This window comes from Chamaesiphon minutus PCC 6605, from assembly GCF_000317145.1.
Lineage (GTDB): Bacteria > Cyanobacteriota > Cyanobacteriia > Cyanobacteriales > Chamaesiphonaceae > Chamaesiphon > Chamaesiphon minutus.
Map to the genome: position 1 here is coordinate 4,584,109 of NC_019697.1, position 24,193 is coordinate 4,608,301.

The window sequence follows — 24,193 nt, forward strand, 5'->3', positions numbered from 1 at the left end:
CAAATACAATAATTTAAACTTACTACAAAAATTGCTTTATAGAAAAAATAAGTATAGATTGACACAAAAAATCCCCAGATCGGGGGATTGTTAGTTTTTTAGTTGCCTTGCAATAATGCTTCGATCGTCGAGACGAGTTGACCTAATTTGACGGGTTTACTTACATAGCGATCGGCTCCAGCATCGAGACATTTTTGACGATCGGCGGGCATTGCTAAAGCTGTCAAAGCCACGATCGGAATTGCCCTACAAGCCGGAATTTGGCGGAGGCGAGCGATTGCTTCAAATCCGTCGATATCCGGCATCTGAATATCCATGAGAATCACGTCGGGAGTATGGATCTGAGCCATCTCGATCGCTTGTTGCCCAGTGCCAGCTCCTAGCAGCGCATAGCCACGACTTTGCAGGTAGCCTGTCATAGTCTCCATATTGGCTTCGTTGTCTTCTACAATGAGGATCGATGCCTTTGGCCCAGTCAAGAGAGTTGCTTGAGAGTCTGGAGCTAGATCGACAATCGGTGACACGGATGATGGCACCGCAATCGCCGCACTCAATTCGACAGGCAGACACACTCGAAAACAACTACCCCGATCGACTTGGCTCTCGACTGTGACTGTACCACCATGGAGTTCGACAATTCGCTTGACTAATGCCAATCCCAATCCCGTCCCCGCATATTGGCGATTCAGACGGCTATCGATTTGGACGAATGACTGAAACAGCTTGGTAATATTTTCGGGAGCAATGCCAATGCCAGTATCGACGATCGACAAAGCGATCTGCCTTGGCGTTGTAACTGTACCCAGTCCCCCCGTCCCCTCGGCTCCCAATCCTCCCGTCTCCTTGTCCAGCACCCGCACATCTAAAGTCACACTGCCCCCTTCGGGCGTAAATTTGACCGCGTTGCTGAGTAAGTTAATCAGGACTTGACGAATGCGCAGATCGTCTACGCGAATATTTATCTGCTTGAGGTATTCTGGCAGTTGGGTGGTCAGGTTGATTTGTCGCTTGTGGGCGAGTTCTTTGACAAATAACAAACTATTTTGGCACAGCGACTGAATCGAGACGTCGGTTAATTCGAGGACGAATTTGTTAGCTTCGATCTTGGAGAGATCGAGAATATCGTTAATTAGTGAGAGTAGGTGTTTGCCGCTTTTTTCGATCGTGACGAGCGAACTTAGTTGCTGCTGGTTGAGAGAGCCAAAGACAGATGTCTGTAAGGCTTCAGACATGCCGAGAATGGCATTGAGTGGGGTACGTAACTCGTGACTCATGCTGGCTAAAAACTCATCCTTGAGCCGGGTGGCGCGAGCGAGTTCTTGGTTGGAGATAGCGAGCTGGTAATTGGTTTGACGCAATTGGGTTTCGGCTTGCTGTCGATCGGTTAATTGAGCCTGCAATTGCTCGAATAGATTTGCCTGTTGAATCGCGATCGCTAGTCGATCGGCAATTTGTTGGAGTAATTGCGCTTCGGCAGCATCCCAGTGACGCTGGCAACCGCACGCATGGATGCTCAACAACCCCCACAATCGGAGGCGATCGCTGGGTTCGAGTCCGCTGTGAGTGTTGGCACCGCCGACGGGTAACAAAATCGGTGCGACAATTTTCGACTTGACACCGATCGTGTCTACATATTCCGGCAAGCATTCCGACCACGCATCTTGGAGCACATCGTTGACAATATGCGGGTGGCCGTGTAGGTAAAAGTCAAACTCTGCTTGGCTGATACATTCGTCTTCCCAATTTCGTTGGAGCAGACTAGGATAGCTGGGCATGACAACTTCTTCGACAACTCGGATGTGTCGATCGGGGAAAACGCGGAAAATCGTCACCCGATCGACAAGCATTAATTTCTGCACCTGCCCAGTTGCTGTAGTGAGGATTTCTTCGACCTTCAACGAATTGCGAGTTTGCTGGGCGATTGCCCCTAATGCTTGCTGCTGGAGCAGTTGGCGCGCGATCGTCTCTTCCGCCTGCCAGCGGATCTTCAATCCCGATCGGACTGTTTCATACAGGGTGGCTTGTTGGATCGCAATCCCGATCTGTTCGCCAATATGTTTGAGAAAGTCGATCTCAGTCTCTTGCCAAGTCCGCTGCGATCGACAATGATGGACGCACAGCAAACCCCATAAAGTTGAGCCATTGAGCAGCGGCACGACTAAATTTGCCCGTACCTGAAAGTTGGCGAGCATCTGCACCTCAGTATCTAACATTCCCGCCGTATAAATATCTTCGACGGCATTAATGCGACCTTGCTGATAGTAATGTGCCAATTGTTCGTCAAAGTTAGGATCGCGAACTTTTGCACCGACAATTGTCATAAATCCGTTAGCTACAGACTCAGCGACAAATTCACCCACGTCGCTGTGGCACTGGGGATCGAATCTGAAGATGCTAACTCGATCGGTTTCCAGAAATGCCCGGATTTCTCGCACCGCCGTGTCAAACACGATCGGTAGCTCCAGAGATTTCCGAATCCGTTGCATCATTTCTCGCAGGAGAAATTCACGCTCGGCTTGTTGTCGGGTCGTTTGTTCGGTTTGCTGACGCAGCCATTCGTCATGTTTGGCCGCGCTAATATCAAAGTTAATTCCCACCATCCGACAAGCCCGATCGCGCTCGTCGCGCTGTACCAAACCATAAGCTTTGAGATGATGGGTACTCCCATCTGGATGGATGACGCGAAATTCAGCATTAAAGTCGGCTGTTTTCAATACAGCTTGCGTTAATCCTTCCCGGATGGCACGTCGATCCTCGGGATGGACAATTTTCAGCCAAGTAGCGTAGGTATTGCTTTGTTCGGAGTCGGAGTTAGTACCGATCTGTCCGTATAATTCGTACATCCGATCGTCCAAAATAAATCGATCGCCGATGATATCCCACTCCCAACAGCCGACTGCACCAGATTTAAGCGATAATGACAGCCGCTCGGATAGTTTTTTTAGCTCCGTTTCGGCGTGCTTGCGCTGGGTAATATCTTGATAAGTGCCCAGTACCCCGATCGTGTCGCCGTTAAGATTGCGTAAGGGTACTTTGTTGGTTTCTAACCAGATCGAGCTACCGTCTACCTGTGTCTGAGTTTCAATAATCCCCAATTTTGCCGTGCCTGAGGCGATCGTTTCGCGATCGTCAGCACGGTAAGCCTCGGCTTCCACCTCACCCCATGGTAGCTCGTAGTCAGTTTTGCCAATAATTTCTGCTGGCGTCAAATTAGCAGCCCGGGCAAAATTCTGATTGCAGCCTAAATAACGCGAGTCTCGATCCTTCCAAAATACAGCCAGTGGAAAAGCCTCAAATACAGTTTGCAGAAATTGCTGCGATTCTTTCAGGGCTAGTAGCGGCTCGAGATCGGGCTGTAGTGATGCGATGCCAGTTGCCAGTATGTTATCTAGGGCTGGCTCTTGTGGTGTGGTTGCTGCCGCTGCTGTAGCTAAATGACGGTACAACCGATCGCGCTTAATCATCCCCACCAAACAATCTCGATCGTCCACAAGCGGTAAATAGTCAATGTGATGCCGCTCGAATAATTGAGTTGCTACCGATAAATCTGTCAATGCAGATTGTCGCAGTATCACCACTGGCGATCTCATCAGATCGCGGATCGTTACTTTGCTCAAATCTCTTCCCTGGGCAAGCGATCTGATTACATCTGTCGCCGCGAACATCCCGATCGGTCGTTCGTTTTCAACAATGACGATCCACGCAGGATCGCCGCTATCTAATTCATTCAATCGATCGCTCATCAGCGCGATCGCCTCGATCGCTATTGTCTGGGGCGAGACTACGAGCGGCTGACAGACGATGTGCCGCAAGATCGACACAGAGATCGTTTCGGACTGAGCGAACGGGACGGGATCGAGCATTAATTTTCGGCAAATCGGCATTACTTTTAGAATGCCCAAAAAGTGGCCGTAAATTTGGGTTGGAGAATGGGCACTCTAAAGCATATATTAAGCAAATAATTTCAGATGAATAGCTATTCTATCCTAGTGGTTGATGACGAACCAGATAACTTTGATGTGATCGAAGCACTGCTACCGAGCGAAAGTTATCGATTGTATTATGCTAATTGCGGTGAAGATGCAATTAACTTGTTGGATAAATTCGACCCCGATGTCATTCTACTGGATGTGATGATGCCCGGTCTCAACGGATTTGAAGTATGTAAGCGGATCAAACTCATGTCCCAATGGCAGGGCGTGCCGATTATTATGGTGACAGCTTTATCTAGTAAAGAAGATTTAGCCCGCTGTTTGGCCGCAGGTGCCGATGACTTTCTCTCCAAGCCCGTCAATGGTCTCGAACTATCTGCTAGAGTCAACTCCATGGTCCGAATCAAAAAACAATACGATCGGATTCAAGCATTCTCCAGACTTCAGCGAAATAATATCCATTCTTTAGCCAATAATTTAAATGAAATTCGCTTAGATTTAGCAGTAGGATTTCCCAATGAATTTAATTCGCCCCTAAGTATTATTGCCGACAATATTGAGTATCTCAAGCAGAACGTCGAGCACTTAAGTTTGCCTACTACGCTCCAGCTTTTGGATACCAGCGATCGATCTCTCACTAAACTGCATACTCTAACTCAGAAATTTTGGTTTTATCTCAAACTTATTGTCGAACCCCCCGTACCCAGCAATCTCGATATATCGCTCCCTAGATTTATCATCGAGCGGCTCTTGAGCGATCGATTCGCTGAAGTCCCAATGCCTAGCAACTTAAGTTACGAAATTGAAAGCACAAAAATAGCTATTAATGAAGATTTGGCTCAATGGATATTTAACGAACTATTAGAATACGTATTCGCACGTTACCAAGATGATACTTATTTGAAAATTAGTGGTAAAATAATTGATAATGCTTTTCATTTTTCCTTATCTAAGCGTCACAAAAACGACGCAAATTCATTAGAGTCAGATATGTCTGATTTAATTAAATTTAATTCATCTGATGATGAAAGCTCAGAATTAGAAATTGGGCTGAAGATTATCAAAAAAATTGTCGAAATTTACGACGGCATCTTTTTAATTTCTAATTTCGATCGGGAAGAGATCGAAATTTATGTCACTTTGCCATTGGCATCTGAAAACACATCAATGACCGAATTACAGCTAGGATCGCCCACTATCTTCAAACAAAATCAGAATTAAGATAATTGATAATTGATAACTAGGTTTAGGGTGGATGTTAAATCTTCACCCTAAAGCCTAAAGCCTAAAGCCTAAAGCCTAAAAACTAAAGCCTAAAGCCTAAAGCCTAAAAACTAAAGCCTAAAAACTATTTATCCCTGAATATTCGGTAACTGCGATGTTAGCAATCGATCCATCCAGCCCTCAAAATAAGCCATATTTGTGGCTTGTTGTTGTCGATCGGTACTATCTAGCGGATAGGGAGCCAAGCCTAAAATAGTTGCACTAGTGACGCAGTACATTGACTTCTGAAAACTTTGACAAATCTTGACTAGTAAATCGTCTTCTTTGCGCTTAGTATGTTGATAAATTTCATGTAAATAAGGTGGGATATAATGGCGCATATCCTGCATTAATAAAGTGGGGGGAATCCCCGCACCGCCGATGGGCAGCGGATCGGCATACAGCGCACCATAAGTAAAACTATTTTGTTCGACGGGAATTTGATGCGCTTGAGCATTATAAGAAACCACGCCCAAAAATGGCGTGCCGCGAAAGAAAATGGCTTCTACATAAGGTACAGCTACATCCATTAGAAAAGTCAGATTTGCCGACGGAGGTAAAATATCATAGCTACGACCGTCGATTTCGACAGCGTAGTTAATCGGATTGCCAGCCGCTGCTACCAATCCCGCTTTTACCCAATTCACCACATCGGGAATCGTAGTTACTTTACCTGCTTCATAGGCTTTACCTAAAGTTAAAAAAATCGGTGCCATTACCGCCCAAAATTGCCCCAGAGCATTGTAATAAACCGATTGACGTACCTGTTCTGGTAAGAACTCTGGAAATAACCGATGCAACAATTTGATTATCGGCTTGTTCTTAATTTTGGCTTGAATTGCCAGCTCGATCGAGTCGCTAAATTCTGGTGATTCAATATATGCCTCTAGCCTACCGCCACCGTGCCAGAGCATCACCTTCATACAATATTCGGCATATTCAAAATTAATGCGATCGTGCCACCAATGCTTCAATAACCGATCGAACGATACATTACCATCAAAATATTTAAAAAACGGAAATAGATTTAAAAACTCTCGATCGGCAATATATTGAAGATTTTTCTGATAAGCATCTAACACATAACCGTAACTATCTAAAATTCCAACTACTTCTTTAACATTAGTCGGGTTGTCTGGTAAAAAACTTTGGCCTTGATAAAAGCGATCGATATAAGTTGCAAAACGATGACAAGAATTAGTAGCAGTCATTGGGATTTCGGATTGTAGATTGTGGATTGCAGATTGTTATCTTTCTTCGTCTTACTTATTGCTTATTGCTCAAAATATTAGCTACCATCGCTGGCGGCTGATGCAAAGTCGCGGCAATCGTCGGCTCACTCCACCGCGTAATCCATCCCGGCTGCAACCCAAACACCACCACCGCGATCGTCAGAATCATCGCTGGATAACGCTCCCGCCACGTTACTGCTTCTAGATTTTGCACTGTTGCTGACAACCGCCCAAAGAAAGCCTTGTTAATCAGCAACAGATAATAAACCGCCGTCAACCCCGTACCCACCATACAAAGAAGCGTCTGAACTGGGAAAACCGGAAAACTACTGCGGAAAATCAAAAACTCCGCCACAAACCCCACCATTCCCGGAATTCCGGCACTTGCCATCACTCCTACCACCATCAAACTGCCAATTACAGGCATCCCCCGTTCGGGATTGAGTAACCCTTCCAAGACATTGATATCTCTTGTTTTAGTTTTCTGATAAACCACTCCCACCAATAAAAATAGGGTAGCAGAAATCAAACCGTGACTGACCATCTGAATCATCGCCGCCGAAAAACTCAGTGGCGTATTTGCCGCCGCAGCTAACAAGATATAACCCATGTGACTGACAGAACTATAAGCCACCATCTTCTTCATATCCCGTTGCGCGATCGCCATCAACGCCCCATATAATACGCTAACGATCGCCCAGACTGAGAGCCATGGTGCCGCAATCTGCCAAGCATCGGGGAATAATCCCACGCAAAAGCGCAGAATGCCGTATGTAGCAAGTTTGAGCAATACTCCTGCCAACAATACCGAAATCGGTGTGGATGCCTCAACGTGAGCGTCGGGCAACCAAGTATGAAACGGAAACAACGGCATCTTGATTCCAAAACCCAGCAGCAGCGCACCTAGTAGCCATAACTGTTGGCCCACAGGCAAGGCATGAGCTAATGCAGGATTGTAAATAAAGCTATTGCTACCACCTAACCAGGCTAATCCTAAGAACGCCGCCAGAATTAAGGCACCCGATAAAGCAGTGTAAATCAAAAATTTAGTCGCTGCATACGCCCGCTTTTGACCGCCCCAGATGGCAATCAACAGATACAGCGGAATCAATTCTAGCTCGTAAGCGATAAAAAATAGCAATAGATCTTGAGCCAAAAATACGCCACTTACCGCCGCATTTAAGATCAAAATTAAGCTGTAATACAGGCGCGGTCGCTCGATCTGTTCGTCGGTGCTATAAATGGCAATCCATGTCAATAAACTGTTGAGAGCCACCAATGGCAATGACAAACCATCGACACCTAGCCGATAAGACAACCCCAAAGCATCGATCCAGGTGAAATTTTCGGCAAATTGCATCCCCGGATTACTTAAGTCGAACTGTGTCAATAAAAGCACCGTCCAACCAATCACAGCTAGAGAAACCGTCAAGGAGATCGTTCGCGTAGCGTCTCTAGAAGAGAATCGAGTCTGACTCGGCCACAAGGCGGCTAAAATGGCTCCCAATGCGGGAACGATTAGTAGAATACTAAGCATCAGAGTAGAATGGTGGATGGATTGAGATTGTAGATTGTAGATTGTAGATTGTAGATTGTAGATTGTGGATTGCGGATTGCGGATTGTGGATTGTGGATTGAGAATAAAATACTCCCAACCTCCTCATCTCCCAGTCCTCCAGTCTCCCCGTCTCCCAACTCCTAACTTTAAAGCGATAAAAACAACCAAGCGACCGTCAAACCCAGAAGACCGATGCCGACGGTAATTGTCAGAACATAGCTTTGGACTTGTCCGGAGGCACCGTATTTAAGGCTTTCGCTACCAAAGATCGTTGCAAACCCGATTAAATTGACCAAGCCATCGACGATATAACGATCGATCCAAGCGGTTAGTTGCGAAAGTTGATACACCACCCACACCACTGTATTGTCATAGAACTTTTCGACATAAAAATCATATGTCAGTAGCTCTTGCAACCACGGTACGGATAGTTTCACGGGGGTGCGATCTGTTCTGAAGTACAGCAATCCGCCAACGACAAATCCTAACACGCTCGATAGACTAATCGAACTAAATTGCAACACGCTAATATCGTCCAAGTCCGGTAGCAGAGCCAGTTGGGACATTACGGCGGGGGTCAATAGTGTCAACACTGTCAAAATTACCATCGGTAAAGCCAATGGCCAAGGTACTTCTGGCGCACGTCTGGTCTTCGGCTGCGTTTTACCCAAAAATACCAAGCCGAACACGCGCGCCAGGTTGAAAGTAGTCAACCCATTAACTAACAAGATCGTCCAAATCGCCCAGGGATAATCGATCCGCAGAGCCTCAAAACCCTCTTGGAATGCCCAAAAACCACCCAATGGGAATACACCAGTCATCGCCAGAGCACCGACAATAAAAGCCGTCGTCGTGGCAGGCATACTCTTAGCCAAACCGCCAAACTCGTTCACATCCTGAGTATTGGTCGTCAAAATTACACAACCGACACTCATAAATAGCAGTGCTTTGGCAACCGCATGAGCGAACAGCAAGAAGAACGCAAAACTAATCCACTTTGCGCCAACGGCAATAAATACCAGCCCTAAATAAGCACTAGTAGAATATGAAATCGTGCGCTTGATATCGATTTGCGCGATCGCGACCAAAGATGCGCCGATCGCTGTCACCGTGCCGATTACCATTAAAGTATTCGTCACGATCGGCGATAGATACAAGATTGGGTGAACTTTAATTAAGATATAAGCCCCGCCAGTCACCACCACCGAATTCCGCAGAATCGATGCGGGGTTTGGCCCTTCCATTGCTTCATCCAACCACAAGTGTAATGGAAACTGAGCGCATTTCCCGATCGGCCCTGCAATCAAGGCCAGACCGATGAGGGTCGCTGTCAAAGGCGAAATATTTGGATGTTCGCACCACTCATACAAGTCGTTAAAATCTAAACTCCCTACCAGACTCGACAGGGCAATCACTCCGGCAAATAGCAAGATATCCCCTGCCCGTTTGGTCAAAAAAGCATCGCGAGCCGCTTTGACTACCAACGGTTGTGCGTACCAAAATCCCACCAGCAGGTAGGTGGACAACGTTAATAATTCCAGCAAGCCATAGCTAACCAGCAGCGAATCGCTAATGGCAACCGCACTCATTGCCCCTTCAAAAAAGCCCACCAAAGCGAAGAATCTCGCCAGTGCCCAGTCTTTTTCCATGTAGCCCAAGGCAAACACCTGAGCTAGCAAACTCAAAATCGTCACTGACTCCATCGCGCCGACGCTCACCGACGACAGCTCGAACGTCAGATCGAGATCTAGTCCCGCTACTGTCAACCAATTAAAAACAATCCGGTATGGCTCGTGATTCCAGACTGCCTGAAACAACGCCGTGCCGTGAATAAAGGCGATCGTCGTCATCAGGATATTTAAATAGGCTGCTGGTCTAGGGCCAGTCCGGCGTACTAATCTCGTCATCCAGGGAATGGTAAGAATAGCCCCAACCAAGCCATAGCAAGGTATCCACCAACCTGTATCCAGCAGCATTTGTTCCATAAATTATGTCTAGCTATATATTTTGAGAATGTTAAAATTTTTTACAGCCAACGCCAGCACAAATCGCGGCAATCGAGGTATATCTGCGTATTTCACAATTGAAATTGGAAACTTTAGATTTTTTTAAGCTATCACTTATTATCTATCACAACTAACCGATCGCGCTTAGGACTAAAGACGGTACCGATCGAGTCGCGACTCTCTAGCCGGATTTTAACCGTATGTTTATACTATAGACATCCCACTGCCACCCCGGGGTAAGCCTGCGAATATCAGCACAGCTTATGACAGAAATCAAAAATAATAATTTTGTATTATATTGCCAAAGCGATCCCCTAAACTGTACTATCGATCGTATCCTTATCGCGATTTTGAATTTTAAAGACCTTTAATCTGCCCAGCTTTTGCCAATCGCCGCACAAGCGACAGTTTTCGTTTCTAAAAATTTTGCTCGACTCTATACTTACAATAAAAAAATATCTAACTGACTAATCGATCGCCAGAGAGTTCGGCAGCCCAGATGCTGTATTTAAGACAGTTCCGCTACTAACTCAAGTTGCTAGTTACTCAATCATCAGCGACTAAAACCGCCGCTGATGTTGCAAAGTCCGCCTATGCCTCGGTCACGCTACGCGAACGCGGACTAGTTTATTAGTCCGCGAAGGCGGACTTTGTATTCTGAGCGGCGGTTTCTAACCGCTGAGATTGTAACTAGCAACTTACATTACTAGTGGCGCAATATCAACAAAACTCTCATCCCTTTTAGAGTAATTCTCACCCAGAGAAGCGGACAACTCTAAACGGCGTTGCACTACTGCTGGACGCTCCCCGTGTAACTTAAACATCAAGGAAAATTTAGACAATGATAGTAGTCCCGGAAAATATTACCGCTTCGCCACCTACCCCGTGGTTGAAGACTTTAGTCGAACCCCAGATCCACCCTAGTGCCTACGTACACGCTTTTTCTAACATTATCGGTGATGTCCGCATCGGTGCCAATGTGATGATCGCCCCGGGGATTTCGATTCGGGCGGATGAAGGCAACCCCTTTGGCATTGGCGATAATACCAATATCCAAGATGGCGTCGTCATCCACGGTTTGGAACAGGGTAGAGTTATCGGCGACGATAATGCCGAATACTCAGTCTGGATTGGCGCGAATACCTCGATCACCCACATGGCCTTGATTCACGGCCCTGCCTACGTCGGTGATAATTGTTTTATCGGCTTTCGTTCCACCGTTTTTAACGCCAAAGTCGGCGATGGTTGCATCGTGATGATGCACGCCCTGATTCAGGATGTCGAAATTCCACCCGGTAAATACGTCCCATCGGGAGCAATTATTACCAACCAGCAACAAGCCGATCGCTTATCTGAAGTACAGCCAGACGATCGCAAATTTGCTGCACACATTATCAGTATTAACGATTCGTTACGTTCCGGCTATCGCTGTGCCGACGATATCGAGTGTATTACACCGCTGCAAGAAGCGATCGATATCTCTAGTTCTGGTTTGTACGGCATTGCCAGAGCAGAAAAGCTCAAAACTACGACCTCCAGCCATGCTTCTACCCTCTCACCCGATGTCGTCAGCAACGTCCGTCGCTTGCTGTCTCAGGGTTATAACGTCGGTACCGAACATGCAGACAAACGTCGCTTCCAGACTAGCTCTTGGACTAGCTGTGCGTCTTTTAACACCGATCGCGAAGGCGAGATCTTCACCGCTCTAGAAAATTGTCTCCAAGAGCATAACGGCGAATATGTCCGGCTGATCGGCATCGATCCTCAAGCCAAACGGCGCGTCCTAGAGAGCATAATTCAGCGACCAGGCGATATCGCTCCCAAAACATCTAATTCTCGCCCAGCGCAAGCTGAAGCTCACAACAGAGCCTCTGCGGCAAGTCAGACTCATGCTGCGTCTGCACATAGCACTACTGGGGTAGATCCAGAAATCAAGAAGCTCGTCACTCAGCTCCTCAATAGTGGTTCGCAAGTAGCTGTAGAGCGCGCCGACAAGCGTCATTTCCAAACTAGTTCTTGGACTACCTGCGGTCGGATCGAAGCTCAACACGAAGCAGCCGTCATTGGCGCGATCGCCGATTGTATTGCCAATCATCCCAACGATTACATCCGCGTCATCGGTGTCGATGCCCATGCAAAACGACGCGTAGCTGAAAAAATCGTCCATCGCCCCGGCGCGATCGTTCAAACTCAAAGCACCAATGGTAGTAGTACTCGCAGTTTTGCCACTAACAGCCATGCTACCACCAGCCATACGAGCAGTACTGCTGCCAGTAGCAGCTTGAGCCTCGATGTCGTCGAGACGATCTCCCGATTAGTCGCTCAAGGAAGTGCCATCTTCACCGAGTTCGCCGACGAGCGTCGCTATAAGAGCAACGCTTGGGAAACTGGCAGTAAAGTCGCTGGTAACAATGCCGCCGACATCGCCCGCGCCCTCGAATCGATCGTCCGCGATCGATCCAAATCCTACATCCGGCTGATCGGTGTAGACCAACAAGCCAGAAAACGGACGGTTGAAAAACTCATTCACCGCCCAACCAAGTAAGCTACTATCCGAATTTTAAGGCTTTGGCCTAAAGCCTCGATCGAGCTTGTGTATACAAGTTGGTTGGACTCCGTTTTGAGATCTGAATCCCCCCTAACCCAACCTATCCATTACCCACAGATTAACAGCCTAAAGTGCTAGTAATAATGCGAAGCGCGCTACGATCCTCACAAATCGACCCTTTGGAGGGGGTCTGGGGGACGCAACCGTCCCCCAGCGGGGGGTTTGGGGGGTCTCCCCCCAAGTCCGGGTTCTACCACACCAGTAACCTCAAAAAGCACCATTCCAAAATCTGTGGGTAATGCATAGCTCCAACGGGGGATCTGGGGGGAAGCCTCCCCCCAGATCCGGGTTCGGTAGCACCAGCAACCTAAAACTAAGCACTATTCCAAAATCTCGATATTAGGGGGGCATCTCCAGATCTATCCCCTTGAAAAGGGGAGAGCTTGGCTCGGAGTTCAGCAAATAGACCGATTGACCGATCGCCGATCGAGACCTTTGTTGCCACTGCAAAATGGCAACCGAAGCGATCGACACTAGCAAAGGCACGATAACACGTTTTTGTCAAGTAAAATTCATTGAGTTATCCGGCGAATTACAATTGTCATATAAAACTTTCTGATATCTAACTTAACAAAATAAAATTGTTGCTTATATTGCCAAAGCGTAACGTCTCAGTCTATGCTTGACTTTAGCAGATCCATATTGTTGAGTTTTTGATAGACAAAAGTCTATGGAAACAATCAGTGTATGCTACTAAATATAGACTTTGATCGAACCTCGATCGAGTCGTCTTCTTGACTCGCTATACCGTCGGGAAACCCGACGTTGGCGTAGCCACTCCGTCAGGAGTTACGCAAGTCGCAAACTACAAATTTACTTTAAGGACGAAAAATATATGTCTATTGCCGTGGGAATGATTGAAACCAAAGGTTTTCCTGCTGTTGTGGAAGCTGCCGACGCCATGGTCAAAGCCGCACGAGTCACATTGGTCGGCTATGAAAAAATTGGTAGCGGTCGGGTAACTGTCATTGTCCGTGGTGATGTCTCTGAAGTACAAGCTTCCGTATCCGCAGGTGTGGAATCCGTTAAGCGCGTCAATGGTGGTGAAGTACTGTCTACACACATCATTGCTCGTCCCCACGAGAACCTAGAGTACGTCTTACCCATGAACTACACCGAAGACGTCGAAAAATTCCGCGTCTAGAAGTTGCAAGTTAGCTAAAATATCGCATTAAAGTCAAAAATTCAGGAGTCATTGATAATGTCTATTGCTGTTGGGATGATCGAAACCTTGGGCTTTCCCGCCGTTGTGGAAGCTGCTGACGCTATGGTTAAAGCCGCTCGCGTCACACTAGTCGGCTACGAAAAAATCGGTAGCGGTCGCGTTACTGTCATCGTTCGTGGCGACGTTTCGGAAGTACAAGCTTCTGTATCCGCAGGTGTTGAATCTGTCAAGCGCGTTAATGGCGGTCAAGTACTGTCTACACACATCATCGCTCGTCCTCATGAAAACCTTGAGTACGTCTTGCCCATGAACTACACCGAAGATGTAGAGAAATTCCGCGATAGTTTGAATGGCCCCGGCCCACTCGCGATCGGCGGTAGACGTTCTTAAGGCTAGATGAAACTAGCTAAAGTATTGGGTACTGTGGTCAGTACCCACAAAGAACAGAGTTTAACTGGAACGAAGTTTTTGCTCGTGCAAATGCTCGATCCCGCAGGTAACGATCTTCCGGAGTATGAGGTGGCCGCCGATTGTGTGGGGGCAGGTTTAACAGAAGTAGTTTTAGTGAGTCTGGGCAGTGCTGCCCGTCAAATCTCTAACAAAGACCGCTATCCTGTCGATGCGATGGTCGTCGCGATCGTGGATACAGTGGCACTAGGTAACGATCTGACTTACAGCAAACGAGATGCCTCATAGTAAAAAACTATTATGTAGTTAATTTTAGACTTTGGGGAATTTTTAAACAAATTCTTCCAAAGTTGCGATCTATAGGCCGATTCAGGTCGGCTGGATCTAGTCTGGTCAAGACTAAGATTTAAACTCAAAAGTTATTGATGATTTAACACAGAACCGAAGATATGAGTGATATTAGTGATAGCGTCCGCCAACAGATTCGGCGGTTATTAAGTCAAGGCTACCGCGTGGGGCTAGAATACGCCGATGCTCGCCGTTTTCGGACTGGCTCGTGGCAAAGTGCGACAGTCACCCAAGGCAGTGAAAGCACTGTCCTCGCTAGTATTGCTAGCGCGCTCGGCGAGCACCAAGGTGAATACGTGCAACTACTCGGTGTCGATACCCAGTCGCGCACGCGGGTGTTGGAGTTGATGATTCAACGTCCCGATGGTGCCGTGACCCAAGTGAGTAATACCAAGATCAATGGCGGCAAAACCTCAGTTGCTAGCAGCGGTAATTCCGTCAGCAATGGTGGTGGCACTGATGTTGCTCGTGCGGTTCGGGATCTGTTGAGTCAGGGTTGTCGGATCGGCACAGAGTTTGCCGATCCTCGCCGCTATCGCGCCACTTCCTGGACGAGTGGACCATCTTATCAAGGCACTCGCGATGCCGAAGCAATCGCCATGCTAAGTGAGCTAGTAGCCAACCATCCAGACGATTATGTACGGCTGATCGGCATCGATACTCACGCGCGTCGTCGGGTCGTCGAATTAGTCATCCACAAACCAGGAGAGCCAGTAACACTCAGTATTGGCGGCGGTAGCAGTCAAAAAACTAGCTCATTTAGTAGCTCCTATGGTGGATCGAGTGTGAGTAGTAATATCAAAACCTCCCTCAGTGCCGAAGTCGTTGCCTCCGTACGTCGCCTGCTGGAAAATAGCTACCAGATCGGTACAGAACATGCCGATAGCCGTCGCTTCCGCAGTAGCTCTTGGCACACTTGTAAGCCAGTATCGGCCACTCGCCTCCAAGATGCAGTCGCACAACTAGAGACTTGTTTACACGAGCATGAAGGCGAATACGTGCGGCTGATTGGGATCGATACCCAAGCAAGACGTCGCGTTCATGAGGAAATCATCCAACGCCCTCAAAAGTAACACGAACGGCAAACGGCAAAAAGTTACCAGTAAACAGTTGGAGCCTAAAAGTCAGCCAAAGCTGATGCCGATCGATAGTTGTCCTAGCTAACAGCTCGTTATGCCCAGGTGCAGCTCTAGAACGTCCAAATTATCCCAATTGCCAAAACTTAACTTTAAGTAAATGGCAGCCGCTCGGCTTCGCTGGTAGACCCCTGTTTTGCGCTCCCTCGATCGATCCTCATGCTAACTAAGTTCCGATCTTTATCTAGGGAGGTAGTCCCCGTCCATCTCAATGGTAATGTCTCGATCGATCCGAGTGCCGCGATCGCGCCTGGAGTCTTACTTCAAGCCGAAGCGAACAGTCAGATTACGATCGGGGCTGGGGTATGTATTGGTGCGGGGACGATCGTTCACGCAGCAGGCGGAAATCTAGAAATTGGTGCGGGAGTTTGCTTGGGTCGAGGCGTACTGATTCTGGGTAGCGGCTCGATCGAGCGCAATGCTTGTATCGGTGCGGGGACAACCGCGATCGATCCGCAGATCGAAGAGGGTGCGGCAATTCCACCTCATTCGCTGCTAGGAGATCGCAGTCGCGGTGAGGTATCGGTCGTTGAAGAGACACCAGCGGCTGATGTCGCACCAACAGCCGCCAAAACCGCAGAACCAGGAGATCTTTGGGATACTACCGATGCTTGGGATACACCAAAAATCGAGACTCCCGCTGTGGCAGACCCTGCCGTTAACAATTCTCCCGATCGAGCGGAAACGCTGACAGTGACACTCGAAATCGATCGCAAATCTGCTAAATCGGTCGCTGGACGTGCCAACTTCGAGCGACTCAAACGTCACCTTTTCCCCGATGGCCGAACCAATGACTAAACCCAAACCACCCAAACTGACATCAACCAAAATTACGATCGTGTTGAACGGGAAAGGTGGTGTCGGTAAAACCACGACCGCCGTCAATCTAGCAGCGATTTTTGCAGAAGATCATCGCGTGCTGCTAGTCGATGCCGATCCGCAAGGGTCGGCAAGTTGGTGGGTCAAGCAATCCGATGGTGTAGATTTAGGCTTCAAAACCCAAGAGTTAACCGATCTAACGGGTGTCAGTCGCCAACAGTGGGCTGATTATGACATTGTAGTGGTCGATATGCCGCCAGCACTCGACTCGGTGGCTTTAGCCGCAATTTTGCCAATCGCCGATTACTTAGTCTTGCCAACCCCGCCAGCTCCAATGGATCTGGCGGCATTGATTCGCACGGTCAGACAGGTGGTTCTGCCCACGAAAATCGGCCATCGCGTCCTGTTGACTAAAGTGAATGCTCGCGGTTTGAGAGAAGCTCAAGAAGCACAACAAACCTTATTAGAGTGTCAGATTCCGGTTTACTATACAGTAATTCGGAACTTGAAAATTCACGAACGGGCGGCGATGGCAGGCTTGCCCATCAGTCAATTTAAAAGTCAAGCAGCCGCACCCGCAGCCGCAGACTACCGTTGTGTCGTCAATGAAATCTGGAAAGACTGGAGCAAAATATGACTGTTAGAAAAAAAAGATCTTCACCTGCTGATGTATTGCGGCAAGAAATGCAGCAACCATTGGTCATCCCCGAACGGAGTGCTGCCCCCAACAATACTCCTCAAAACCCCCCAACCACTCCTACGCCAACAACTACTAATAATACTACCGACATGACTCCCCCTAATAACGATGATGCCGCTACCATCGCCCAACTTAAAGCGGCTCAAGAGAAAGAAGCCAAACAGCAACAGCAGCAACTCGAAGCTGTCACTAAAGAATTGAAAGAAGCTCAAGAAAAAATCCTCAAGCTAGTAGAACAAAACCAAGCACCCGCTAAGAACAAGAGTGCGGCAATCGTCAAACAAGATACATCCAGATCCAATGCTTCAATTACGGCTCGTCCGACCGAATCCCGTGAGGAAACAGCTCGTCGTCGCGCCAACACCGATATCGGCTGGCTCGACTAATGGCGAACGACTGGTGACGAACGTAGCAATTCTGCTTTGCAGAGGCTCTGCCAACGACTCTAGCGATTGACTATTGTCACTTTCTGGATGAAAAACACAATCCAGTTAGAGCCTATTTCTACCTCGTAACCAATTTATGCTGGCTATTTGTCGATCTTTGTAAGGAGTATTTTGTATGGCTGATGCGCGAAGTTCCGCTCAGGCAGTGGGCACGATCGAAACCGACGGATTCCCCCCCGTCTTAGCCGCTGCTGATGCCATGGTTAAAGCCGGAAATGTTACCTTAGTGTACTTTGGTTTAGCAGAGCGCGCTGAGTTTATCGTAGCGGTTCGCGGAACTGTATCTGAGGTGCAACAAGCTGTTGCGGCTGGCGTCCGCGCGGGTGAAGAAGCTAAACGTGGCGGAGTAGTGAGTCACTATATCGTTCCGCATCCAACTGGCAATGTAGATAGCGTATTACCAATTCACTATACATCGGCATCAGAAGATTTTTGGGTGTAATTTGGTGAAGAGTGGATAGTGGATAACGATTTGCGTAACTCCTACGGAGTGGCTGTGCCTCCGGCAGGCTACGCCAACGCCAACGTCGGGAAACCCGACGGTTTAGCAAATCAAGACAGTGGATAGTGAAGCTATCGGTTAGTGTGGGCAACTATGGCAATATCTAAACTGCTAAATCCTGACTAAGTTATTAATCATTTAATTTATTTGTCTTCTCCCAACTCCCCGCTTCCCGCTCCCCGCTTTTAGTAAATCTAGTATGCGATCGATAATTTATTTTAGGAGTTTATATTTAAATGGCTGATTCCATGAGTTCTCAACAGGCAGTTGGTTCGATCGAAACCAAAGGGTTTCCCGCTGTCTTAGCCGCTGCTGATGCGATGCTCAAAGCAGGACGCGTCACTCTAGTCGGATACCTTAGGGCTGGTAGTGCCCGTTTCACCGTCAACGTGCGCGGTGATGTCTCCGAAGTCAAGCAAGCAATGGCGGCTGGTGTCGATGTGGTCGAAAAAGTGTACGGTGGAACCTTAGAATCTTGGGTGATCATCCCGCGTCCGCATCCCAACGTTGAGCGAATTTTGCCAATTGGTTATACTGAAGAAGTCGAAGAATTTCGCGCTCAAGTTGAAGGTCGCATTAGCTAGTAGCTAGCACTCATCTAAAGGATAGTTTCGATGTTAGCCGATCGCCATCGTAGAGCAAGGCTAGGTTCGCTATCTACTGTCTTGATTTGCTAAACCGTCGGGTTTCCCGACGTTGGCGTTGGCGTAGCCTGCCGGAGGCACAGCCACTCCGTAGGAGTTACGCAAATCGCTATCTACTCTGTTCACTATCCACTAAATTTACCCTTGGGGAGACTCTCACAGCCAGTCATGTCCAATATTCATGCTGAAAGTGCCATCGGGTTAGTATCCACTCGCAGCTTTCCGGCGATGGTGGGAACGGCAGATATGATGCTCAAATCTGCTGCCGTCCATTTAGTAGGTTATGAAAAGATTGGCAATGGTTATTGTACCGCCGTAATTCGGGGTCGCTTTCCGGACGTGAAATTGGCAGTAGCCGCAGGCGCAGAAGTTGCCGAGCAGATGGATGAATTGATCTCCAAATCGGTAATTTCCCGTCCGTTTCCCAATCTCGATGCCGTCCTGCCAATTAGCGATCGATTGCTAGCACAAATTGTCAGCAAAAGCAAACTCAGCAATCTGGCTATCGGTCTGCTCGAAACTCGCGGTTTCCCACCGATGGTCGGCGCGATGGATGCGATGCTCAAAACAGCAGATGTGCATGTTGCTGGCTATGAAAAAACGGGTGCTGGCTTTTGTACCGCCATCATTCGCGGTACCGTCTCCAACGTCACGATCGCGCTCGATGTCGGCATGTCAGCCGCCGAGCAGATTGGCGAACTACGATCGATCATGGTCATTCCCAGACCCCTAGAAGATTTAGAGCGGACGATTCCGACGGCTAGTTATTGGCTCGAACCCGTACTGACGATTCCCGAACAGCCACTAGTACTACCGTTACGCTTGCCACAAGTTGTTAATGTCCCCGTCGTCGAAACTGCACCAATGGTCGAAGTGGAAGTCGTCGAAGCCGAGCCGCTAAAATTAAACGAAAACCGAGAATCGCTAGATAACTAGATGTTGTCGAGCTAATCTACGATTCTCAGTCTTCGTAGCACAACAGTTGCTTGTATCATCACTCATACACTATACATACAAGTCGGCTAGGCTTCGTTTTTGGTTGGTTTACACCTAACCCCCCTTTAATCGATGCCAAATTTTACCGAGACTACGGCGGTAATATCCTTATCGATCGAGCTAGTATCGTATCTACCCTCACCACTAACAGCAGTTGAATAGCGGGGAGTGATTTGAAATACGCCAGTATCGGCACTGCGAACGCGACCGACGCGGTTGCCAGTGCTTTGGGCGATCGATTCGGCTCTGGCTTTGGCATCTTTGGTAGCTTCAGCCACCATCTCGATCCGCAGTTCGCTGAGTTTGTTGTAAAGATACTCTGGTGGTTCGGAGGTAATGCCAATCCCTTCGTTAATTAGGGAGTTAATTTCCTGCGATAGTTTCGCATAACGATCTACTTGATTCGATCGAATTTCGAGTTGTTGAGTAAGTCTATAAGAAAGCGTTTTACCCGTTTCTCGACCATCGGTCACTTCCGGAACCGAAACAGTTGATAGAGAGCCGAGCGAAATCTCACTAGCCGGAACGTTTGCGGCTTTGAGATAGGCTTGGACTCGATCGATCCAACCTGTCAGTTGTTGATAAGCAGCCTGAGTAGTCGGTTGTTGACTTGTCAGCGTTACTCGCCAGACAATGTAGTCTGATTTAATCGGTCGTTTGGCAGAACCAGTAATGACCAAGGCATCATCCACTCGCTTCATATTGCCAATGGCTCCCGCCCATAAAAATGAGCTGGCGATCGCTGAAGCAGATAATAAGGCTAATCCGGCAAATAACTGAGGAAATCGATCGCGCGATCCAATGCTTTCCATTAATTGTGACTCACACACACAAAATAAGTTGTTGCAGATGATGAAATTTTCACCATCCTCAATGCCAACTACACTGCGCGAGTAAGGATTCCGGAAGAGTGGACGGGTAGGCTTTTTAATTAAGATGATTATCCAGATCCAAAATGACGACTTGCTCGATTGAATTATCGACAACTAGCCGCTGGGCGACGCCGCCTGGGACGATGCCATAAATGGCACTACCGTTGCTGTAGACAATTTGACCGTCTGCGCCGATATCGAAAGCTAAGACGCCGCGATCGAGAACTTTGGGTTCGCGGTGCGGAAATTGTTCGACTAATTCCCACGAGCGGGGGACGATGGCGGGAGAGTCGGCATCGCCAAATCGCCGATTGCGCTCGATTTGAGCGGCAGTATCGACCCAGCGACCCAACAATTGCATTTGCTGTGCTCTACCTCGGCGGGGTTGGGATATTGCCAAAAGCGATTTACCCGTGTGACGGCGGGTAAAAAAATTCAGCCATTCAAACACTGCTGTGACTAGACGTGCGGGGATCAGCAAGGTATCTTTGAGCACTTGAGAAAACCGCGCTCGCTGGCGCAAGGGCACGTAGGGACGGCGGATATAGTACAAAGTGCCATCGGCAGTCATTTGGGGGCTGAGAAGGTCGTATTTGGGGTCGCTGGCGAGCGTAACAACTTCTTGTCGATCGAGATCTAGTTGCTCGATGGTCGAATGCTTTTGTTCGATAATACAACCTGACTCATCGCGACTGATGCCAGCAGACTGAAAGACGATCGCCTTGCGGAAACCCGGAATCCATTTGGGAGCCAGATCGAGTGAGTCGCCTTCGGTAGCCTGCACCAAATGGACGGAATTTACAGGCATCGTCGCGATATTTGCGCTGCCATCTTTGGCAATGGCCGCGCAGGCAATTAACTGATATTCGGGATGAAAATCGACTCGATCGACTTTAAAATCTGCACTATGGAATAATCTTTTCTCTCTGGTTCTGGGGCGAGTATCTAAGGGTGTGGCTTTACCCAAGACATCGATCGTACCAGCAAACCGTTCGAGTGTAAAAATCCCGCCGACTTCTCCAGCTTCGAGGGTGTAAAGTAGACGATCGGCACTAGTCGGACAAACACCTTGTACGGCAACAGAAACGCCTGAAGAAGATGAAGATTCACCTCTGGCGGCGCGATGCCGATCTCCATCTGCGGACATCCCCCCAGACATCAAATTTGCTGTCATACTTTTTTGCTTCCAGCCATTGCGCTGCTGCGTCTGGAACTCTCGTTGCTGTACCGCTTGCCCAAACTCACTAATAATCGTCTGGACATTGGCTTGACCCAATTTAAGGTAAAGTCTACCTCCCGATAGGTATGCAAAATTAAAACTCATGTGACGGTCTTCAGTAAGCGTTAGCTGGTAGGCAGTTCGGGTCTGGTAGAATACCCGATATGCTGTTTATACTGTTCCCCAACTAGTACCAAGAGATCTCATTGTCAGCGAAATTTTTCCGAATTAGTCGCTAGTTAATAGCTAGGATTTAAGATTCAGTGGTGCGATTCCGGCTAAATCGAGAATTTGGGGAATCAGATCTTCGCGCTTGACAGCCATCAAATGCACGCCTTGACAGAGCTTACTGGCTAACTGTACCTGTTCGGCTGCAATTTGAATCCCTTCACGCAGTGGTTCTGGAGATCGAGCCAATCGATCGATAATCTCTTGGGGAATTTCTACTCCCGGGACGTTCCGGTTGATAAATTCGGCATTTTTGGCAGATTTGAGCAGAAAAATTCCGGCGAGTACTGGCTTGTCATAACCGCTGGCGACGCGATTCATGAATTTATCGAGGATCTCAAAATCAGTAATGAGCTGACTTTGGAAAAATTGGGCACCTGCGGCCACTTTTTGCTCGAATCGTCGCTGCAAACCCGATATGCTCTTGCTCTGCGGATCTACCGCCGCACCGACAAATAAATCTACAGCCCCGTCAGGAAGGGGCTTGTCGTTGCCATCGAGGCCGCGATTGAGGTTATCTACGATTTTTAACAATCTGACGGCTTCTAGGTCGAATACGGCCTTAGCGGTGGGACAATCACCTGCTTTGATCGGGTCGCCCGTGAGGGCTAAAATATTCTGAATGCCCAAAGCATGTGCGCCCAATAAGTCGCCCTGAAGTCCGATCCGATTGCGATCGCGACAGGCAAATTGGCACACTGGTTCGATGCCCTGCTGGAGCAAGATCAGCGACGCCGCAAATGGCGACATCCGCATTACCGCTCGACTCCCATCGGTGATATTGACAGCATGAACGCGTCCTTTAAGACAGTTTGCCATCTGCACCATGTGAGCGACATCTCCACCTTTGGGCGGAGCGACTTCCGCTGTAATTAGGAACTCACCAGCAGTTGCAGCTTGCCGAAAATTGTTCACGATCGCACCTGGAGAACTACATCTTTTATCATATCGGAGATGAGAGATGGGATAGTGAATAGTGAATGGTGGATAGTGAATAGTGAGTTTAAACAAGGACGCAGGCGTCCTGGTTGATAGAGCCTAAAATTCAGCAACCAAAAACTACCCTCTAAGCGAAAACTATCCACTATCCACCATTCACTACCCTCTAACCGAAAAACCCATGGCTGCTTTAACATCAGCCAGAGTGCGCTCGGCGATAGTGGCGGCGCGATCTCTGCCGTTGCTAAGGACAGATTCTAAGTAGGTTTTGTCTGCCATTGCTTCTTGATACTTGGTTTGGATCGGGCGGAGGTGTTCGATCGTGGCTTCTGTTAATAGGGGCTTAAATTGACCCCAGCCCAGATCTTGACACTCGGTGGCGACTGCTGCTTTGGTTTTGCCAGACATCAGCATATATAGTGTAAGCAAATTGCGACATTCAGGTCGATCGATCGCGTCAAAGTTCAAGCCAAGTTCGAGATCGGTTTTGCACTTTTTGATTTTTTTCTGGATTAGTTCTGGCGAGTCTAGTAAATTAATTCGACTCAAATCTGATGGGTCGGATTTTGACATTTTTCTAGTGCCATCTGTTAGGCTCATTACTCTAGATCCATCAGCTTGAATGAGAGCTTCGGGTAGTTTTAAAACTGGCTGCTTTTTGGCAAATTGACGATTGAATCTGGCAGCAATATCGCGCGTCAATTCTAAGTGTTGCTTTTGATCTTCACCAACTGGAACTTTATCAGCTTGATATAAAAGAATATCCGCAGCCATTAATACGGGATAATCTAAGAGTCCGACGTTGACATTTTCGCCCTGCTTGATTGCCTTTTCTTTGAATTGAATCATGTCTTGCAACCAATTCAAAGGCGTGATGCAATTTAGGAGCCAAGCTAGCTCGCTGTGGGCGGGAATGTGTGATTGAATAAAAATACTGGCATCTTCAGTATTGATGCCACAGGCTAAATAGAGAGCCGCGATCGTGTAACTATTAGGAGCTAAAGTTTGCGGATCGTGGGGAGCAGTAATTGCATGAAGATCGACTACGCAAAAATAGTTTTCATAATTATGTTGCTGCTCGACCCAGTTACGGATCGAACCTAAATAATTACCTAAATGTAGATTTCCAGTTGGTTGAATGCCAGATAAAACACGTTTCTTAGTCATAAAAA

At 47.9% G+C, this 24,193-nt stretch carries 20 protein-coding genes; 12 read left to right on the forward strand and 8 right to left on the reverse strand.

The window, feature by feature from the left end; all coding sequences use genetic code 11:
- Positions 1 to 98: 98 nt before the first annotated feature.
- Entirely contained in the window at positions 99 to 3,884 is a 3,786-nt protein-coding gene (locus CHA6605_RS20945) for a GAF domain-containing protein (RefSeq protein ID WP_232432114.1), read from the reverse strand.
- Between the two features lie 84 nt (positions 3,885 to 3,968).
- On the opposite strand from CHA6605_RS20945, the gene CHA6605_RS20950 reads away from it, so the two are divergent.
- Entirely contained in the window at positions 3,969 to 5,153 is a 1,185-nt protein-coding gene (locus CHA6605_RS20950) for an ATP-binding response regulator (protein WP_015161388.1), read from the forward strand.
- Positions 5,154 to 5,284: 131 nt separating this feature from the next.
- On the opposite strand, the gene CHA6605_RS20955 is transcribed toward CHA6605_RS20950, so the two are convergent.
- The 3 genes from CHA6605_RS20955 to CHA6605_RS20965 all read right to left on the reverse strand — a co-directional run bounded on the left by CHA6605_RS20955 (position 5,285) and on the right by CHA6605_RS20965 (position 9,970).
- Positions 5,285 to 6,406 (reverse strand): CO2 hydration protein, encoded by a 1,122-nt coding sequence (locus tag CHA6605_RS20955; protein ID WP_015161389.1) that lies wholly within the window; start codon positions 6,404 to 6,406, stop codon positions 5,285 to 5,287.
- Between the two features lie 55 nt (positions 6,407 to 6,461).
- Positions 6,462 to 7,964, reverse strand: coding sequence for an NADH-quinone oxidoreductase subunit M (locus tag CHA6605_RS20960; protein ID WP_015161390.1), 1,503 nt, complete (start codon positions 7,962 to 7,964; stop codon positions 6,462 to 6,464).
- A gap of 167 nt (positions 7,965 to 8,131) precedes the next feature.
- Entirely contained in the window at positions 8,132 to 9,970 is a 1,839-nt protein-coding gene (locus CHA6605_RS20965) for an NAD(P)H-quinone oxidoreductase subunit F (protein ID WP_015161391.1), read from the reverse strand.
- Between the two features lie 862 nt (positions 9,971 to 10,832).
- On the opposite strand from CHA6605_RS20965, the gene CHA6605_RS20970 reads away from it, so the two are divergent.
- From CHA6605_RS20970 to CHA6605_RS21020, 11 genes are all read left to right on the forward strand, one after another.
- On the forward strand, positions 10,833 to 12,536 hold the full coding sequence (locus CHA6605_RS20970) for a beta-carboxysome scaffolding protein CcmM (protein WP_015161392.1): 1,704 nt from the start codon (positions 10,833 to 10,835) through the stop codon (positions 12,534 to 12,536).
- Between the two features lie 898 nt (positions 12,537 to 13,434).
- Entirely contained in the window at positions 13,435 to 13,743 is a 309-nt protein-coding gene (locus CHA6605_RS20975; RefSeq protein WP_015161393.1) for a carbon dioxide-concentrating mechanism protein CcmK, read from the forward strand.
- Positions 13,744 to 13,800: 57 nt separating this feature from the next.
- Positions 13,801 to 14,154: a carbon dioxide-concentrating mechanism protein CcmK gene (locus CHA6605_RS20980; RefSeq protein WP_015161394.1), complete on the forward strand. Its 354-nt coding sequence runs from the start codon at positions 13,801 to 13,803 to the stop codon at positions 14,152 to 14,154.
- A gap of 6 nt (positions 14,155 to 14,160) precedes the next feature.
- Complete coding sequence (locus tag CHA6605_RS20985) at positions 14,161 to 14,460, forward strand: beta-carboxysome shell vertex protein CcmL (RefSeq protein ID WP_015161395.1); 300 nt, start codon at positions 14,161 to 14,163, stop codon at positions 14,458 to 14,460.
- A gap of 161 nt (positions 14,461 to 14,621) precedes the next feature.
- On the forward strand, positions 14,622 to 15,593 hold the full coding sequence (locus CHA6605_RS20990; RefSeq protein WP_015161396.1) for a RuBisCO small subunit-like domain-containing protein: 972 nt from the start codon (positions 14,622 to 14,624) through the stop codon (positions 15,591 to 15,593).
- Positions 15,594 to 15,815: 222 nt separating this feature from the next.
- Positions 15,816 to 16,454, forward strand: a complete 639-nt coding sequence (locus CHA6605_RS31895; protein ID WP_015161397.1) for a beta-carboxysome scaffolding protein CcmN — start codon at positions 15,816 to 15,818, stop codon at positions 16,452 to 16,454.
- On the forward strand, positions 16,447 to 17,112 hold the full coding sequence (locus CHA6605_RS21000) for a ParA family protein (protein WP_041549756.1): 666 nt from the start codon (positions 16,447 to 16,449) through the stop codon (positions 17,110 to 17,112). The genes CHA6605_RS31895 and CHA6605_RS21000 overlap by 8 nt, the downstream gene beginning before the upstream one ends.
- Positions 17,109 to 17,561, forward strand: a complete 453-nt coding sequence (locus tag CHA6605_RS21005; RefSeq protein WP_015161399.1) for a hypothetical protein — start codon at positions 17,109 to 17,111, stop codon at positions 17,559 to 17,561. The genes CHA6605_RS21000 and CHA6605_RS21005 overlap by 4 nt, the downstream gene beginning before the upstream one ends.
- 175 nt (positions 17,562 to 17,736) lie before the next feature.
- Positions 17,737 to 18,063, forward strand: coding sequence for a carbon dioxide-concentrating mechanism protein CcmK (locus CHA6605_RS21010; protein ID WP_015161400.1), 327 nt, complete (start codon positions 17,737 to 17,739; stop codon positions 18,061 to 18,063).
- A gap of 296 nt (positions 18,064 to 18,359) precedes the next feature.
- Positions 18,360 to 18,707 (forward strand): carbon dioxide-concentrating mechanism protein CcmK, encoded by a 348-nt coding sequence (locus CHA6605_RS21015; protein WP_015161401.1) that lies wholly within the window; start codon positions 18,360 to 18,362, stop codon positions 18,705 to 18,707.
- 228 nt (positions 18,708 to 18,935) lie between these two features.
- A complete protein-coding gene (locus CHA6605_RS21020) occupies positions 18,936 to 19,703 on the forward strand; it encodes a beta-carboxysome assembly protein CcmO (protein ID WP_015161402.1) in 768 nt (255 codons plus the stop codon).
- Between the two features lie 125 nt (positions 19,704 to 19,828).
- On the opposite strand, the gene CHA6605_RS21025 is transcribed toward CHA6605_RS21020, so the two are convergent.
- The 4 genes from CHA6605_RS21025 to trpS form a co-directional block, all read right to left on the reverse strand.
- Positions 19,829 to 20,575 (reverse strand): SIMPL domain-containing protein, encoded by a 747-nt coding sequence (locus tag CHA6605_RS21025; RefSeq protein WP_015161403.1) that lies wholly within the window; start codon positions 20,573 to 20,575, stop codon positions 19,829 to 19,831.
- 115 nt (positions 20,576 to 20,690) lie between these two features.
- Positions 20,691 to 21,959, reverse strand: coding sequence for a TolB-like translocation protein (locus CHA6605_RS21030; RefSeq protein WP_015161404.1), 1,269 nt, complete (start codon positions 21,957 to 21,959; stop codon positions 20,691 to 20,693).
- A 141-nt stretch (positions 21,960 to 22,100) separates the two neighbouring features.
- Complete coding sequence (locus CHA6605_RS21035) at positions 22,101 to 22,997, reverse strand: methylenetetrahydrofolate reductase (RefSeq protein WP_041548358.1); 897 nt, start codon at positions 22,995 to 22,997, stop codon at positions 22,101 to 22,103.
- A gap of 183 nt (positions 22,998 to 23,180) precedes the next feature.
- Positions 23,181 to 24,188, reverse strand: coding sequence for a tryptophan--tRNA ligase (gene trpS, locus CHA6605_RS21040; protein WP_015161406.1), 1,008 nt, complete (start codon positions 24,186 to 24,188; stop codon positions 23,181 to 23,183).
- Between the last annotated feature and the right edge of the window lie 5 nt (positions 24,189 to 24,193).

Coding starts and splice junctions, on each gene's coding strand:
- CHA6605_RS20965 (WP_015161391.1), bottom strand. CDS start 9,970: ATGGAACAAATGCTGCTGGATACAGGTTGGTGGATACCTTGCTATGGC.
- CHA6605_RS20975 (WP_015161393.1), top strand. CDS start 13,435: ATGTCTATTGCCGTGGGAATGATTGAAACCAAAGGTTTTCCTGCTGTT.
- CHA6605_RS21020 (WP_015161402.1), top strand. CDS start 18,936: ATGTCCAATATTCATGCTGAAAGTGCCATCGGGTTAGTATCCACTCGC.
- CHA6605_RS20955 (WP_015161389.1), bottom strand. CDS start 6,406: ATGACTGCTACTAATTCTTGTCATCGTTTTGCAACTTATATCGATCGC.
- CHA6605_RS21005 (WP_015161399.1), top strand. CDS start 17,109: ATGACTGTTAGAAAAAAAAGATCTTCACCTGCTGATGTATTGCGGCAA.
- CHA6605_RS20960 (WP_015161390.1), bottom strand. CDS start 7,964: ATGCTTAGTATTCTACTAATCGTTCCCGCATTGGGAGCCATTTTAGCC.
- CHA6605_RS21025 (WP_015161403.1), bottom strand. CDS start 20,575: ATGGAAAGCATTGGATCGCGCGATCGATTTCCTCAGTTATTTGCCGGA.
- trpS (WP_015161406.1), bottom strand. CDS start 24,188: ATGACTAAGAAACGTGTTTTATCTGGCATTCAACCAACTGGAAATCTA.
- CHA6605_RS20985 (WP_015161395.1), top strand. CDS start 14,161: ATGAAACTAGCTAAAGTATTGGGTACTGTGGTCAGTACCCACAAAGAA.
- CHA6605_RS20990 (WP_015161396.1), top strand. CDS start 14,622: ATGAGTGATATTAGTGATAGCGTCCGCCAACAGATTCGGCGGTTATTA.
- CHA6605_RS20970 (WP_015161392.1), top strand. CDS start 10,833: ATGATAGTAGTCCCGGAAAATATTACCGCTTCGCCACCTACCCCGTGG.
- CHA6605_RS20980 (WP_015161394.1), top strand. CDS start 13,801: ATGTCTATTGCTGTTGGGATGATCGAAACCTTGGGCTTTCCCGCCGTT.
- CHA6605_RS31895 (WP_015161397.1), top strand. CDS start 15,816: ATGCTAACTAAGTTCCGATCTTTATCTAGGGAGGTAGTCCCCGTCCAT.
- CHA6605_RS20945 (WP_232432114.1), bottom strand. CDS start 3,884: ATGCCGATTTGCCGAAAATTAATGCTCGATCCCGTCCCGTTCGCTCAG.
- CHA6605_RS21000 (WP_041549756.1), top strand. CDS start 16,447: ATGACTAAACCCAAACCACCCAAACTGACATCAACCAAAATTACGATC.
- CHA6605_RS21010 (WP_015161400.1), top strand. CDS start 17,737: ATGGCTGATGCGCGAAGTTCCGCTCAGGCAGTGGGCACGATCGAAACC.
- CHA6605_RS20950 (WP_015161388.1), top strand. CDS start 3,969: ATGAATAGCTATTCTATCCTAGTGGTTGATGACGAACCAGATAACTTT.
- CHA6605_RS21030 (WP_015161404.1), bottom strand. CDS start 21,959: ATGAGTTTTAATTTTGCATACCTATCGGGAGGTAGACTTTACCTTAAA.
- CHA6605_RS21015 (WP_015161401.1), top strand. CDS start 18,360: ATGGCTGATTCCATGAGTTCTCAACAGGCAGTTGGTTCGATCGAAACC.